This is a genomic window from Flavobacterium micromati, assembly GCF_900129585.1.
Lineage (GTDB): Bacteria > Bacteroidota > Bacteroidia > Flavobacteriales > Flavobacteriaceae > Flavobacterium > Flavobacterium micromati.
Genome location: NZ_FQWF01000009.1, coordinates 166,219 through 181,438 on the forward strand (window position 1 = coordinate 166,219; position 15,220 = coordinate 181,438).

Here is a 15,220-nt window from a genome sequence, read left to right on the forward strand (position 1 = left end):
GAACCAATAAAAAAACTTAAGAAAATGAAAAAAATAGTAACGCTAGCATTATTACTAGTTTTAGGAGTAACAGCTTCTAATGCTCAACAAACATCAAAAAAAGTTAACAAAATTAAAGCTAAAACTACATCAGTTGCAACTTCAAAAGTGGAAGGTGCAGGAATGGTTTTCGCTAATGAGACCATAGATTACGGTACTGTTGCTTATAATTCTGATGGAAAACGTGAGTTTGTATTTACCAACAACGGTAACAAACCATTAATTATCACTAATGCACAAGGATCATGTGGATGTACTGTTCCATCTTATCCAAAAGAGCCGATTGCTCCTGGAGCAAAAGGAGTAATAGGAGTAAAATATGATACTTCAAGAGGTGGTCAAACTTTTACAAAGACAATTACTTTAACAACCAATGCTACCGTTCCAAATAAAACGCTTACAATAAAAGGAAATGTATTGGCTGCTGAGACTGTAAAAAGTTAATTTAAAAAAATATATAATGAAAGCTTCCATTAATTTCGGAGGCTTTTTTTTTGAATAATATCCAGAAATGAGAAAACTTGAAAATAGCGAACTAGACAGAAAATCAGTCGAAGATTTTAAACAATCTGAAAAAACACCTTTAATTCTGGTTTTGGATGACATTCGTAGTTTGCACAATATTGGTTCCGTTTTTAGAACCGCCGATGCATTTTTAATTGAAAAAATATATTTATGCGGAATTACGGCAACGCCTCCAAACAAGGAAATTCACAAAACGGCACTTGGCGCAACTGAAACAGTTTGCTGGGAACACCATGAAAATGTATTAGAAGTAATTCATTCATTGAAAAAGGATAATGTACTTACACTTGCCATTGAACAAGTGGAAAGTGCTATTTTTCTTCAAAATTTTAAAGTTGAAAAAGATAAAAAGTATGCATTGATTTTTGGAAATGAAGTATATGGAGTTTCGCAGGAAGCAGTTGCACTATGCGATGGATCGATTGAAATTCCGCAATTAGGAACTAAACATTCACTAAACATCTCAGTGAGTGCTGGAATTGTAGTTTGGGATTTATTCCAAAAAATGAATTGGCCTGTTAAAATTTAGCATTTAAAAAGAATAATGTAATTTTATAAAATGAGAATTAACAAATTATCATTTTTAACATTATTACTCATTCTTGGCTCAATTGCTAGAGCACAAACCACCCCGCCTAAAATTTTAGCAACAGGAAATCAGATCTTTTGTGCTGGAACAAGTATTAAGATAGTTACTAATGTTACAATAACTCATGACCCAACCGATCCTAGTTCTGACGCAATTTTTATTCAAATTTCATCTGGTTATGTTTTTAATGAAGATTTATTAACATTAACCAATCCTGTTTTACATCCAAATATCATTACAACTTGGAGTCCTGCCGAAGGTAAATTGAAATTATCCAGTCCAACTGGAAATCCTGTCCTTTTTTCAGACTTTGAAAATGCTATCAAAGACGTGGAGTATAGCAGTTCGTCATTATCTCCAACTGGAAGTCGCGATTTTTCGATTAATATAGGTTTTGGAACGGCAAATTACTTGCCTAGAAACGGTCACTTTTATGAATTTATTCCAAGTTTAGATATTACATGGACCGAAGCAAAAGCTTTGGCTACTACAAAATTTTATTATGGCCTGCAAGGATACTTAGCTACTTTAACCGCTGCTGATGAGGCACAATTAGCTGGAGCACAAGCGCCAGAAGCTGGATGGATAGGTGGTAGTGATGCAGATACTGAGGGAGTTTGGAGATGGTTAACTGGTCCTGAAGGACTTGCTAATGGTGGCGCAGGAACTATTTTTTGGAACGGAAATGCTAGTGGTAGCAGTCCTAATTTTGCTTTTTGGAATACAAATAATAATTTTCAGGAACCTAATAATCTAAATGGAAATGAACATTATGCACATATTACAAATCCAAACCTCGTTGGGTCAGTTACAGGCGGATGGAACGACCTTGCTAACACTGGCGGACCTGGATTCTACCGTCCCCAAGGATTTATCGTTGAATACGGTGGAATGCCAGGAGATCCTGTCCTTGAAGTATCAGCAAGTACAAAAATTACAATTCCTCAAATAATAGGCACAACTCCTGACTCTCGATGTGAATCAGGAAGCGTAACGCTTCGAGCTTCGGCGTCAAATGGAGCGGTAAATTGGTTCGATAGTGCAATAGCAGGAACACTATTATTTACAGGTACTACTTACACAACGCCGCCACTCACTAGCTCAACGACTTATTTTGTATCGGCAGAATGTTCACCGCGGACGCCAATTATTGCAACAATAAATAGTATACCTACCGTGAGTATAATTACAGCATTCAACTCAAGATGTGGCTCTGGAACAGTAATCTTAGATGCAACAAGTAATATAGGAATTATAAACTGGTATTTATCACCTACTGGCGGAACAATTCAAGGAACTGGAACAAGTTTCACAACACCAAATCTCACAGCAAACACTAATTATTACGCGGAAGCAGAAAACAATGGTTGCGTTTCTCTTGACAGAAAATTAATAGAAGTAAAAATTTATAGTCCTCCATTAGTGCAAGATCAAGAATTGACAAAGTGCCAGTCTAGCACCATAACATTAGACGCTTTACTCCCTAATATGTCTTATTTATGGTCTACTGGCGAGACGACGCAACAAATAATGGTTTCTCAGATAGGAAATTACACTGTAGATGTTACCAGTTTTTCACCTGAAAATTGTACAAGTCGCAAAAAAATTAAAGTAATTGAAAATAAAATTCCCGAAATTAATACTGTTGAGGTAGACCAAACGACGGTAACCGTTAATTTAAAAGATCCTCAAAATTATTTTGAATACTCAATTGATGGTATCAATTATCAAAGTTCGAATGAGTTTAATAATGTTTCCAGTGGATTGCAAACTGCTTATGTAAGAGACAAAAATCTATGCAGCAGTGATAGTGCGGAGTTTATTGTGTTAAGAATTCCCAAGTTCTTCACGCCAAACAACGACAATTATAATGACGTTTGGGAAGTTCAAGGCCTTGCAAATTATCCTAAAGCTCAAGTGTCAATTTTCGATAGGTATGGAAAATTAATTACACGACTTGATAGTTCCAAATTAAGCTGGGATGGAACTTTTAATAAAATTCCGTTGCCTGCATCCGACTATTGGTATATTCTAAATATTGATTTATCAAGTATTACGATGAAAGGACATTTCTCTTTAAAACGATAAATACAATTCGTAGACTGTTCCTAAATAATTAATTTTGTTTGTGAGTGATTTTCTTTTGAATTTCGTTTAAAATAAAAATATAGTCTTCTTGATTTTTTACAAAATCACGATCTGAAACATCGATAATTAAAACATTCAAATCTGTTTGTGATTTAATGTAGTCTAAATATCCGTTATTGATTTTGTCTAAATAATCAGCAGCAATTTTTTGCTCGTAGCTTCTACCTCTTTTCTTTATATTTTGTAATAGTCGCTCTGAATTTTGATATAAATAAACATACAAATCAGGCTTTGGCATTTCTTTATAAATGATATCAAATAGATTGCGGTACAAGCGATACTCATCGTCAGCAAGTGTGATTTTTGCAAAAATAAGAGATTTAAAAATATGATAATCAGCAACAATAAAATCTTTAAATAAGTCAAATTGCGCCAAATCATCTGATAATTGTTGGTATCTGTCAGCAAGGAAAGACATTTCTAATGGAAACGCATACCGATTTTGATCTTTATAGAACTTTGGCAAAAAAGGATTGTCAGCAAAACGTTCTAACACTGTTTTTGCGTTAAAATCCTCAGCTATTTTAGTTGCCAATGTCGTTTTTCCAGCTCCAATATTTCCCTCGAAAGCAACGTAATTAAATTGTTCTAACGCAATACTCTGTAAAGGAAATTTTAAATATTGTACTACATTACATATACTTTCATCTGGCGACTCTTTTAATAACTCTACAATTGTTTTCTTAAAAATGGGATGTTTCCAATCTAATTTTAAGTCTTGACAAGGTAACAAGACAAAATTTCTATTTTGCATCAAACGATGCGGAACTTGCAGCTTGTCTGAATTAATAATTTCCTCATCAAAAGCTATAATATCAATATCAATTATTCGAGATTCATAACCTACGACACCACTGCGAACTCTACCTAACTTTTTTTCAATTTTTAGAACTTGGTTTAAAACTTTTTGTGCTGAGTTGGAACTATGAATAAGTAGCGCGCAGTTAAAAAAGGAATCACTATCAAAGCCCCATGACGGAGTTTCATACAATCTAGAAACTTTGATTACCGTTCCCACTGCTTTATGAAGTAATACAATACAATTTTCTATGTTTTCTAAACGATTGCCTTGATTACTTCCAACTGATAAAATGACCTGATGTTGTGATTTCATATTAACCGCAAATTAACTAAAAGAATTTTAGAATAGAAGTATCTTTGCTCAGAGTGTTAATAAATAATTTTAGATTTTTTTTCTATAAAAACTGTAACATATTGACCTCAATTGAGACTTATTAAAAAAATATAGATATGAGATTTTTAGGAAATGTGTTGGCAACCATAATAGGAATTTTTGTTTTCTTTATGTTGTTCTTCTTTGGAATTGTGATTGTAGGTGCAGTTTTTGGTGGCGATTCAGACGCGGTAACAGTGAAAAGTGATACCGTAATCGAATTAAATTTAGATAAAGTTCAAAATGATTACGCAGGGAAATATACCGATCCATTTGTAACCATGTTTTCAGAAAATAAAGCAGCTGGGTTAATAGACATTATCAATGCTATTGAAAAAGCAAAAACAGATAATGATATCAAAGGAATTTCTATTTTAAATAACAGTTCCTCGCTAGGAATGGCGCAAAGTAAAGCGTTACGCGATGCTCTTGAAGATTTTAAAAAGTCTGGGAAATTTATAATGGCTTATGCCAATTCCTACTCTCAAAAAGAATATTATTTGAACTCTGTAGCCAATACAATCTATATAAATCCTGTTGGAGACATGGATTTTAAAGGACTTTCGGCGGAGATTATGTTTTTTAAAGATTTCCAAGAAAAATCAGGATTGAAATTAGAAGTCATTCGTCATGGAAAATATAAAAGTGCCGTTGAACCATTTCTTGAAAATAACATGAGTGATGCCAATAGAGAGCAAACTACAGCGTTGTTATCGTCGGTTTGGAATTCAGTAGTTGCTGACATAGCGAAAAGTAGAAATATTTCAGTGGCTAAATTGAACGAAATTGCAAATGGCCTTTTGGCTAGAACCCCTGAAATGGCAAAAGCAGAAAAGCTTGTTGACATTGTAGCATATGAAGATGTTTATCATGTTGCTATTAAAAAAGCGTTGAAAGTAGCAAATGATGAAGACTATAATAAAGTGTCGATCACTGACTATGCTCAAAAAATTGCTACTACTTCAGAATCATCCGATAGTACTGACGAAATAGCTATCATTTATGCGCAAGGCGAAATCATGGGTGGCGAAGGTGATGTTACCGTTATAGGCGAAGGGTCAATGCGTCGTTCACTTCAGGAGGCTAGAAAAAATAAAAATGTAAAAGCAATTGTACTTCGTGTTGATAGTCCAGGAGGAAGTGCTTTAACTTCTGATTTAATTTGGAGAGAAATTGAGTTAACTAAAAAAGTAAAACCAATAGTAGTTTCTATGGGAAATTACGCAGCCTCTGGAGGATATTACATTGCTTGTAATGCCAATTCTATTTTTGCAGAAGCAAACACCATTACAGGATCTATTGGAGTTTTTGGAGTCTTGCCTAATTTTACTGCATTAGCAACTAAAATAGGAATTAATACTGAGCAAGTAAAAACACATCAAAATGCGGCAAACTATAGCCCGTTTGTGCCTATTGACGACACATTCAAAGCAGTAACTCTAGAAGGTGTTGAACATATTTACAAAACATTCGTTACGCGTGTAGCGGAGGGTAGAAAAATGACTTTTGCACAAGTAGATGCTATAGCTCAAGGTAGAGTTTGGACTGGATCCGAAGCTTTGAAAATTGGATTAGTTGACAAAATAGGCGGCCTAGATGATGCGATTGTCAAGGCAGCCTCTTTAGCAAAAATAAAAAGTTACAATACTCAAAACTATCCTGAATACGAGAAAGATTTCAATGATTTATTTGCAAATTTCCCTTTCGCTAAATCCAAATCTTCGTTTATTATAGAAGAGATTGGCGAGGAAAATTATCGCATAATGCAAAAAATAAAAAAATTACAAACACGCACTGGAATTCAAGCGATAATGCCGTTTGAAATAAATATAAATTAGCTTGTAGTAAAGCCGAAAGAGATCCGTTTAAATTAATTTTTGAACGGATTTTTTTATTTTTACGTAGCAATATGCACAAATAAAGTTTATTAACTATTTTTACACCGATCATCCCCTTACTTATTAAATAAATCTAAAGAAATTAATATTATGCTAAAAACAATTTTAAAAATAGTGGGAGCATTATTTGTTCTAATTCTAGTCGCTCTTTTTGCTATCCCTTACTTTTTTGAAGATCAAATAAAAGCTAAAATTGCAAATGCAATCAATGAGAAAGTAGATGCTAAGATCACTTTTAAAGATGCCGATTTGAGCTTGCTAAAAAGTTTTCCAAGCGCTACAATTACTTTAGACTCTTTAATCGTAATAAACAAAGCTCCTTTTGATGGCGACACTTTGGTTTCTTTTGGTGAGATTAATTTAAGAATGTCTATCAAAGAATTATTTAAAGATAAAAATGAAGCTATAAATATTGATGGAATCACTTCTAAAAACGGATTGATAAATATCATTTTTAACAAAAATGGAATTGGAAATTACGACATCGCTCTAAAGAATAATGAAACAAAAGCGACTAACAAAAGTGAACCACTTTCATTAAAAATTAAAAATTACAAAATTGAAAATTTCCAGTTTCGCTATTTTGACGAAAGTTCGAAAATTAAATTGAAAGTCGATAGTCTAAATCATGAAGGTGTAGGAGATTTTGCAGCACAAAAACTAGATTTAGTTACTAAATCAACGGCAAAAATTTCATTAGACATGGACAAAGTGAACTACATGAAAAATGTTGCTTTGACACTAGATGCGATTTTAGGAATAGATTTAGAGAAAAGTAAATATACTTTCAAAGAAAACAAAGCACTTATTAACCAATTACCTTTAGAATTTGACGGTTTTATTCAACTCGTAGATGCAGGACAGCAATACGATTTAAAATTTAAAACACCAACATCGTCTTTTAAAAATTTCTTGGGAGTGGTTCCTGCTGCTTACGCGGCTAATTTAGACAATGTCAAAACCACAGGCGATTTTACTGTTGTGGGTTTTGCCAAAGGATTATATTCAGATACAACTGTTCCGAAATTTAACGTAGATATTGATTCGAAAAATGCTTCTTTCAAGTATCCTAATTTACCCAAAACAGTTAAAAACATAATCATCGATACTAAAATTATCAATGAAACCGGAATTTTAAATGACACTTATGTCAACATAGACCAACTCTCTTTCCAAATAGATCAAGATGTTTTTAATGCTAAAGCAAAAATTAGCAATATTACTGAAAACGCTATCGTAGATGCAGCTTTAAAAGGAACTATCAATTTAGCAAATCTTACTAAAGCTTATCCTGTCAAATTGGATAAACCGTTATCCGGAATTTTAAGGGCAGATGTCACTACAAAGTTTGATATGCTTTCGGTTGAAAAAAGTGAATATGAAAAAATAAACAACGCCGGAACAATGAGTTTATCTGGATTTAACTACGTGGATGAAAACGGTAAGAAGATGAATATAAGTACAGCACTTGTACAATTTAATCCAAGTCAAGTAAATTTAAAACAATTGAACGCCACCACAGGCAAAAGTGATATTAGTGTAACTGGAATTTTAGAGAATTTTTATGGTTTCATCTTTAGAAATCAAGAATTAAAAGGAAATTTCAATATGATTTCTAAACAGTTAGCTGTAGATGATTTTATGACCACTGGCGAAAGCAAACCATCTGAAACAAAAAAGGCTGAAGCGATGAAAATTCCAGCTTTCCTAAATTGTACGCTTACCGCAAAAGCGACTACGGTGCTATATGACAATTTAACTTTAAAAGATGTTTCTGGAAAATTGATTGTGAAAGATGAAAAAGTGACATTAGAAAACGTAAAAACTTCTATTTTTGGCGGTACAATTGGTGTAAATGGAGCCGTTTCTACTAAAGGAAAAATACCAGTTTTCAATATGAATTTAAATTTAAATCAGGTAGATATTGCACAATCGTTTACACAGTTGGAAATGTTGAAGAAGATTGCACCAATTGCCGGAATTATAAATGGAAAACTAAATTCCACGATCAAACTTAACGGAAATCTTGATGCAACTGAATTTACTCCTGATCTAAAAAGCTTGACTGGTGATTTGTTAGGTCAATTGCTCTCGACGACTGTTAATCCAAGCAATTCCACGTTGCTGACTGCTTTAAGCTCTAATATAAAGTTTATCGATTTAGGCAACATAAATTTGAACGATTTAAAAGCTGCCATTACTTTCAAAGATGGAAAAGTAAATGTTAGACCATTTGACATTAAATATAAGGATATCAAAGCCACTGTTGGCGGAACACATGGTTTTGACCAAAGTATGAATTACAATTTGAAGTTTGATGTTCCTGCAAAATATCTAGGTTCAGAAGCGAATGCATTAATCGCAAGATTATCGCCTGCTGAAGCTGCTAAATTAGAAAGTTTTCCGGTAAACGTAGTGCTTCTTGGTAATTTTACAAATCCAAAAATAACTACTGATATTAAAGGTGCAGTTACTAAACTAACCACACAATTAGTAAATCAGCAAAAAGATAGATTAGTAAAACAAGGAACCTCTGCATTAACTGATTTAATAAATAAAAATAAAAAACCAGGCGATACTGCTAAAACAGTTATTCCATCAACGAAAGAAGAAGTGAAAGCAAAAGTGAATGATGAGGTAAAAAAGAAAGCTACTGATGTGCTTAAAGACTTTATGAATAAAAAGAAAAAACCGGTTGATACTACAAAAGTGAATTAGAAATAGAACACTTTAAAAATTGTTTCATAAAAACTAAAAAGCCCATAAAGTACAAATTACTTTATGGGCTTTTTTATTAAACGTTTACACTAACAGCATATCCTTCTGAACCGCGGATGTTAAAAACAGTTCCTTCGTCAAAAATTAAATATTGCCCTTTTATTCCAGTTAGTTTTCCTTGAAAATATGGCGTTTTATCTAAACTTAAACTATTTACTTTATTTGGATATTCTAGAACTGGATAGTGCATTTGATATAAATCATTCTGCTGAGAATAAAAATATTCTTGCACTTCTGGTGGAATTAAATTTTCCAATTTTAATCTTTCAATTATCAAATCTACATGTTCGATGTTGTTGGTCAACATTTTTCGCCAATTGGTCTTATCGGCATAATGATTTTTTAGCGCTACCTCAGTAATTCCCGCTAAGTACCGATTAGGAACTTCTACAATTGAAATCGCCTCATTTGCACCTTGATCAATCCAGCGCGTAGGTACTTGAGTTTTTCTCGTTACTCCCACTTTTACTTCACTTGACAAAGCTAAATAAACAATGTGAGGCTGCAACTGCACTTTTTCTTCATACAATAAATCTCTATCAGCGATACCAAGATGAGCCGTACTTAATTCTGGTTTCATAATCCAATCGCCTACAGCAGGACTTGAATAAAAACAATCATAACAAAAACCTTGACGAAAGATTTTCTTTTTCTTTTTACAATTCAAACATTGGAAACCAACAAAATTAATTTCAATGTTTTTACCAAGCAATTGATTTACATTTAAAAAACTGTTTTCAAAAACAAGATAATATTGAATTGGATTTCCAAATTCAGTCTGCATTTTAGTTAGTACACCTTCGTAAGTCATTGCTGTTTTAGATTGTTAATTAACGATTTCCGAGTATAGATTTAGTGTAACTCATTTTAAAACTTTAGTGAATTACAATCTTTACATTTTTAACGAATTGTTTTTTATAAAAAAACACTATTTTTGATATTTTAGCAAAGCTAGCATTTGTCTTTCAATATTCAAATCTGAAATCAATAATCGTTAATCTAAAATCAGAAATACACATGCCTTTAACCATAATCAATTCTTTTGCTTCTTGGGTTCTAAAACAACGGATCCATCAGATTGAACTTTTTTTGAAATATCCAAATGAAGTTCAAGAGGAGTTGCTTATGAATTTAGTTCAGTCGTCAAGAAATACTATTTTAGGCAGGCAGTATGATTATAATTCAATTAACTCTTACGCAACATTTACAAAGCGAATTCCTATTTCAACTTATGAAGATTTGCAGCCGTTGATCGAAAGAACGCGACAAGGAGAGCAAAACGTTTTTTGGGAAGAACCGATAAAATGGTTTGCAAAATCCAGCGGAACGACCAATGCAAAAAGTAAATTTATACCAGTAAGCAATGAAGCACTGGAAGATTGTCATTATAAAGGAAGCAAAGATCTACTTTGTTTGTATTTAAATAATAATGAAGATTCCGAACTTTTTCTTGGTAAAAGTTTACGTTTAGGCGGTAGTTCTCAAATTTATGAAGACAATGATACTTTCTTTGGCGATTTATCAGCAATATTAATCGAAAACATGCCTATTTGGGCCGAATTTAGCAGTACGCCAAGCAGTAAAATATCGCTTATGAGCGAATGGGAAATAAAAATTGCCGCGATTATAAACGAAACTAAAAACGAAAATGTGACCAGCTTTGCCGGCGTTCCGTCGTGGATGCTGGTGTTAATGAATAAGATGCTCGAAGAAACAGGAAAAGGAAATTTACTGGAAATTTGGCCCAACTTAGAAGTGTATTTTCATGGTGGCGTAAATTTTGAACCTTACCGCGAACAATACCAGAAAATATTACCCAAAAAAGATTTTAAATACTACGAAATATACAATGCCTCCGAAGGTTTTTTTGCCATTCAGGACTTGAATAATTCTAGCGATCTACTTTTGATGCTTGACTATGGCATTTTTTATGAATTTATTCCAATGGACACTTTTGGAACACTTAATCAAAAAGTAATTCGGCTAGCTGATGTAGAATTATTTAAAAATTATGCCTTAGTTATCACCACAAATTCTGGCTTATGGCGCTATTTGATAGGTGACACCGTTCGATTTACCTCTTTGAATCCGTACCGCATTCGGGTTACGGGAAGAACCAAGCATCATATTAATGTTTTTGGCGAGGAATTAATGGTCGAAAATACCGATCAAGCTATTGCCAAAGCGTGCAGATTAACAAATACCCAAGTAGTTGATTACACTGTGGCGCCTATTTTTATGGAAGGCAAAGAGAAAGGTGCCCACGAATGGATGATTGAGTTTAAAGAGAATCCTGCTGATCTATCTCATTTTCAAAAAGCATTAGACGAAGCGATTCAATCCCTTAATTCTGATTACGAAGCCAAACGCTACAATAATATGACTTTGAATCCGCTGATAATCAATGTAGCTCGGAAGAATTTATTTTACGATTGGCTAAAGGATCGTGATAAACTAGGCGGCCAACATAAAATCCCAAGATTATCGAACCAAAGGGATTATTTAGAGCAGTTGAAAAGTATGCAAGTTGGTATTGTGGTTTAAATTTAAAATACCGCTTTAAATTGAAAAAATTTTTGATTTGTTACTACAGGAAAACTAGAAGAGTAAATTTGGAAACCTCAAACAGATCTATATAAAGTCTCAAACTATATACTATTCTACTCCTCCATCATCATATCGATGTGCCTGTCGTGATACCCTAAAAGATACAAAACACCATCAAGTCCTAAACTGGAAATTGAACTTTCTGCTTTTTCTTTTACAGTAAGTTTAGCGTGAAAAGCGATTCCTAAACCTGCCAAGTTCAACATGGGTAAATCATTAGCTCCATCACCTACCGCAATAGTTTGGTTAATATGAATTCCTTCTTTATCTGCAATCGCTTGTAAATATTCAGCTTTCTTTTTGCCATCAACGATTTCACCTAGATAATTTCCTGTCAACTTACCGTCTGCAATCTCAAGTTCATTTGCATGCACGTAATCAATTCCTAATTCCCTTTGCAAATAATGACCAAAGAAGGTAAATCCTCCCGATAAAATTGCTGTTTTATAACCGTAATATTTCAAGGCTTTCATCAAGCGGTGCGCTCCTTTAGTTATTGGTAAATTTTCAGCAACGTTTTGTAAAACCTCTTCGCTCAACCCTTTTAGCATAACTATCCGTTGCTTAAAACTTTCACTAAAATCAATTTCTCCATTCATCGCTGCTTCAGTAATGGCTCGCACTTGTTCACCCACGCCCGCTAACTCTGCTAATTCGTCAATTACTTCGGCTTGAATTAAGGTTGAATCCATATCAAAACATACCAAACGTCTATTTCTTCGATACATATTGTCTTCTTGAAAAGAAATGTCGACATCCAAGGTTCTAGATATCTCCATAAAACTTGCAGTCATAAAAGTTTTATCTACAATTGTCCCAGTGACTGATAACTGTATACAAGAACGTGGAAATTCCTCTTTTTCAATAATAGAAACTCGACCAGTAAGCCTTTTAATTGCATCAATATTCAAATTTTGATTGGCTAAAATCCGAGTGATCGCAGCCAATTGCGCTGCAGTTAATGTCTCACCTAAAACATTTATCGAATACCGCTGCTTTCTTTGTCCTTTTACCCAAATCTCATAATCAGCAATAGAAATTGGAATAAACTTAACTTTCACGCCTAACTCATACGCTTTGAATAGCAAATCTTTTAAAACAGGCCCAGAGGAGGAACCCGCTTCAATTTCGAATAAAATACCTAAAGAAAGTGTGTCATGAATATCTGCCTGCCCAATATCTAAAATAATGGCATCATAATTTGCCAAGATAGATGTTAAACCAGCAGTAACACCCGGTTTATCTTGTCCAGAAACTTTTAATAAAATAACTTCTTTTTCTTCTGCTTGCATGCTGTTTTATTTGATTTCGAATAAACAAAAATCGGTATTCTATAATTGAAAATGAAATATAAATTTGTTATTTTCAAACAATAACAAATAGTGAAAAAATCACATAAAAAAACCCGTTCAATTGAATCAACAGGTTTGTATTTTTGAGAAAAATGTAATTTTTAAGATGTAATCTTCAATCGTTACAGCAAAATCTAATTTAAGATTTGCAGCGAATATAAAAAATTAACTTCCAAACACCGACCTAACCAATTTTACCAAAGCAGTCTTTGAAATTGTACTTTCTTCAGACTTGTCATAAATTTTCAACAAGTAAATAGTGAAAACCAATTCCTTTTCTTCAACTAAATAAGTGATTATCCTGTAACCAGCACTTTTCCCTTTCCCTTATCTTTGTTAGCAAGTCTAATTTTATATAATCCAGATCCTAAATCTTCTCCTTGCTTTGGATTTGTTAATAATTCTCTTTCTAAGTCAAGAAAATCGTTTTTTAAACTTGGGAATTTTTTATTTTCCCTCTTAAAAGCCGTAATAAAAGAATGAAGTGGTATAATTTGATTACTCATTCCACAGATCAGATGTTGAAAGCGGTTTTGTTTTTCCTTCTCTTATGCTTTTCACTTCTTGCAGTCCTTTTTCAATATCAGACAATAACGTCTCTTTTTTATTTGAAGAGGTATCACTTGTGTTTAAAACTTCTACAAAAGGTAGCGTTTTTACGTATTCCAAAAAAAGCTTTGCTTGCTTTGAGTTTTGTTTTACTTTGATGGTTACCATAATCATTTGTTTTAATCAAAGTTACAAAAAAACAAATTCAATCTGATGTATTATCCAAAACGCAACAGACAAAAAATACTTCAAGTTATTAACTAGAACAAAAAAAGCTCAAAAACAGTAGTTTTTGAGCTTTTTTGAATTTCATTTAAGCTTAAAATTTAAGAAGCTATTTCTAACCGCTTCAATAAATTTCTGTTTAAAGTTTCTTTCGCATATTCCTCGTTTATTTCTAATGTTTTATCATCAGAACTTGGCAATTCATACATAGCATCCGTCAAAATTGCTTCGCATAACGAACGCAATCCACGAGCTCCTAATTTATATTCCAATGCTTTATCAACAATAAAATCCAGTGCTTCTTCTGTGATTGTAAATTCTACTTCATCCATCAAGAACAATTTCTCGTATTGTTTGATTAACGCATTTTTAGGCTGAGTTAAAATTGCTCTCAACGTTTCTCTATCCAACGGATCCATGTGAGTTAATACTGGCAAACGACCAATAATCTCTGGAATTAATCCAAAATCCTTTATATCTTTAGGAATGATGTATTGTAATAAATTGTCTTTATCAATGTTATCAACATTTTTTGAAGTAGAATAACCTACGGCTTGACGATTTAATCGTTTCGATATAATTCTTTCGATTCCGTCAAAAGCGCCACCTGCAATAAACAAAATGTTTTGCGTATTCACTTCAACAAATTTCTGGTCTGGATGTTTCCTACCGCCTTTTGGTGGCACGTTTACAACGGTTCCTTCTAATAATTTCAACAATGCTTGTTGCACTCCTTCACCTGACACGTCACGGGTTATTGATGGATTATCGCTTTTACGAGCAATTTTATCAATCTCATCAATAAATACAATTCCGCGTTCCGCCTTGGCAACATCATAATCTGCCGCTTGTAATAAACGAGTCAAAATACTTTCAACATCTTCTCCTACATAACCGGCCTCTGTTAACACAGTTGCATCAACAATTGCGAGAGGAACATCAAGCATTTTAGCGATAGTTTTCGCCACTAATGTTTTTCCGGTTCCTGTTTGTCCCACCATGATGATATTACTTTTTTCAATCTCAACTTCATCGTCCAGTTGCTGTTGCATCAAACGCTTGTAGTGATTGTAAACTGCAACCGACATTACTTTTTTAGTTTGGTCTTGACCAATAACATATTGATCTAAGAACGCTCTTATTTCTTTTGGTTTTTTCAAAATTAAATCTCCTACGAGTTTTGAATTCCCGTTAGATTTTAATTCTTCTAAAACAATTCCGTGTGCTTGTTCGATACATTTATCACAAATATGTGCATTGATTCCAGCTATCAACAAATTGGTTTCTGGCTTCTTTCTTCCACAAAACGAACATTCTAATACTACTTTTGCCATCT

The 15,220-nt window shown here is 33.3% G+C and carries 12 protein-coding genes; 6 read left to right on the forward strand and 6 right to left on the reverse strand.

The window, feature by feature from the left end:
* The first annotated feature begins 24 nt into the window (after positions 1–24).
* From BUB42_RS11125 to BUB42_RS11135, 3 genes are all read left to right on the forward strand, one after another.
* Positions 25–483, forward strand: coding sequence for a DUF1573 domain-containing protein (locus tag BUB42_RS11125; protein WP_073020289.1), 459 nt, complete (start codon positions 25–27; stop codon positions 481–483).
* A 67-nt stretch (positions 484–550) separates the two neighbouring features.
* Positions 551–1,093, forward strand: coding sequence for an RNA methyltransferase (locus BUB42_RS11130; protein ID WP_073020290.1), 543 nt, complete (start codon positions 551–553; stop codon positions 1,091–1,093).
* 30 nt (positions 1,094–1,123) lie between these two features.
* Positions 1,124–3,241, forward strand: a complete 2,118-nt coding sequence (locus tag BUB42_RS11135; protein ID WP_073020299.1) for an Ig-like domain-containing protein — start codon at positions 1,124–1,126, stop codon at positions 3,239–3,241.
* 28 nt (positions 3,242–3,269) lie between these two features.
* Here the strand turns inward: BUB42_RS11135 and folK are convergent, their stop codons facing one another.
* Positions 3,270–4,415 carry a 2-amino-4-hydroxy-6-hydroxymethyldihydropteridine diphosphokinase gene (folK, locus tag BUB42_RS11140; RefSeq protein ID WP_073020301.1) on the reverse strand — a complete coding sequence of 382 codons (1,146 nt, stop codon included), beginning with the start codon at positions 4,413–4,415 and terminating at the stop codon, positions 3,270–3,272.
* Between the two features lie 137 nt (positions 4,416–4,552).
* Between folK and sppA the strand changes: the two genes are divergently transcribed.
* Positions 4,553–6,313 (forward strand): signal peptide peptidase SppA, encoded by a 1,761-nt coding sequence (gene sppA / locus BUB42_RS11145; protein ID WP_073020303.1) that lies wholly within the window; start codon positions 4,553–4,555, stop codon positions 6,311–6,313.
* A gap of 150 nt (positions 6,314–6,463) precedes the next feature.
* Positions 6,464–9,091, forward strand: a complete 2,628-nt coding sequence (locus tag BUB42_RS11150) for an AsmA family protein (protein ID WP_073020304.1) — start codon at positions 6,464–6,466, stop codon at positions 9,089–9,091.
* A gap of 76 nt (positions 9,092–9,167) precedes the next feature.
* Here the strand turns inward: BUB42_RS11150 and BUB42_RS11155 are convergent, their stop codons facing one another.
* Entirely contained in the window at positions 9,168–9,962 is a 795-nt protein-coding gene (locus BUB42_RS11155; RefSeq protein ID WP_073020306.1) for a DUF2797 domain-containing protein, read from the reverse strand.
* 206 nt (positions 9,963–10,168) lie between these two features.
* Here BUB42_RS11155 and BUB42_RS11160 point away from each other — a divergent pair, with 206 nt between their 5' ends.
* Complete coding sequence (locus BUB42_RS11160) at positions 10,169–11,695, forward strand: GH3 auxin-responsive promoter family protein (protein ID WP_073020308.1); 1,527 nt, start codon at positions 10,169–10,171, stop codon at positions 11,693–11,695.
* 116 nt (positions 11,696–11,811) lie between these two features.
* On the opposite strand, the gene serB is transcribed toward BUB42_RS11160, so the two are convergent.
* From serB to clpX, 4 genes are all read right to left on the reverse strand, one after another.
* Entirely contained in the window at positions 11,812–13,050 is a 1,239-nt protein-coding gene (serB, locus tag BUB42_RS11165; protein WP_073020310.1) for a phosphoserine phosphatase SerB, read from the reverse strand.
* 356 nt (positions 13,051–13,406) lie between these two features.
* A complete protein-coding gene (locus BUB42_RS16580) occupies positions 13,407–13,616 on the reverse strand; it encodes a hypothetical protein (protein ID WP_211517684.1) in 210 nt (69 codons plus the stop codon).
* Complete coding sequence (locus BUB42_RS11175) at positions 13,609–13,827, reverse strand: hypothetical protein (RefSeq protein WP_139257357.1); 219 nt, start codon at positions 13,825–13,827, stop codon at positions 13,609–13,611. Before BUB42_RS11175 ends, BUB42_RS16580 begins: the two co-directional genes overlap by 8 nt.
* Positions 13,828–13,985: 158 nt before the next feature.
* Positions 13,986–15,218, reverse strand: coding sequence for an ATP-dependent Clp protease ATP-binding subunit ClpX (clpX, locus tag BUB42_RS11180; RefSeq protein WP_073020314.1), 1,233 nt, complete (start codon positions 15,216–15,218; stop codon positions 13,986–13,988).
* Positions 15,219–15,220 lie beyond the last annotated feature (2 nt).

Bases quoted from the DNA above. Each gene is read 5' to 3' on its own strand.
- BUB42_RS11125 (WP_073020289.1), top strand. From the start codon at position 25: ATGAAAAAAATAGTAACGCTAGCATTATTACTAGTTTTAGGAGTAACA.
- BUB42_RS11130 (WP_073020290.1), top strand. From the start codon at position 551: ATGAGAAAACTTGAAAATAGCGAACTAGACAGAAAATCAGTCGAAGAT.
- BUB42_RS11135 (WP_073020299.1), top strand. From the start codon at position 1,124: ATGAGAATTAACAAATTATCATTTTTAACATTATTACTCATTCTTGGC.
- folK (WP_073020301.1), bottom strand. From the start codon at position 4,415: ATGAAATCACAACATCAGGTCATTTTATCAGTTGGAAGTAATCAAGGC.
- sppA (WP_073020303.1), top strand. From the start codon at position 4,553: ATGAGATTTTTAGGAAATGTGTTGGCAACCATAATAGGAATTTTTGTT.
- BUB42_RS11150 (WP_073020304.1), top strand. From the start codon at position 6,464: ATGCTAAAAACAATTTTAAAAATAGTGGGAGCATTATTTGTTCTAATT.
- BUB42_RS11155 (WP_073020306.1), bottom strand. From the start codon at position 9,962: ATGACTTACGAAGGTGTACTAACTAAAATGCAGACTGAATTTGGAAAT.
- BUB42_RS11160 (WP_073020308.1), top strand. From the start codon at position 10,169: ATGCCTTTAACCATAATCAATTCTTTTGCTTCTTGGGTTCTAAAACAA.
- serB (WP_073020310.1), bottom strand. From the start codon at position 13,050: ATGCAAGCAGAAGAAAAAGAAGTTATTTTATTAAAAGTTTCTGGACAA.
- BUB42_RS16580 (WP_211517684.1), bottom strand. From the start codon at position 13,616: ATGAGTAATCAAATTATACCACTTCATTCTTTTATTACGGCTTTTAAG.
- BUB42_RS11175 (WP_139257357.1), bottom strand. From the start codon at position 13,827: ATGGTAACCATCAAAGTAAAACAAAACTCAAAGCAAGCAAAGCTTTTT.
- clpX (WP_073020314.1), bottom strand. From the start codon at position 15,218: ATGGCAAAAGTAGTATTAGAATGTTCGTTTTGTGGAAGAAAGAAGCCA.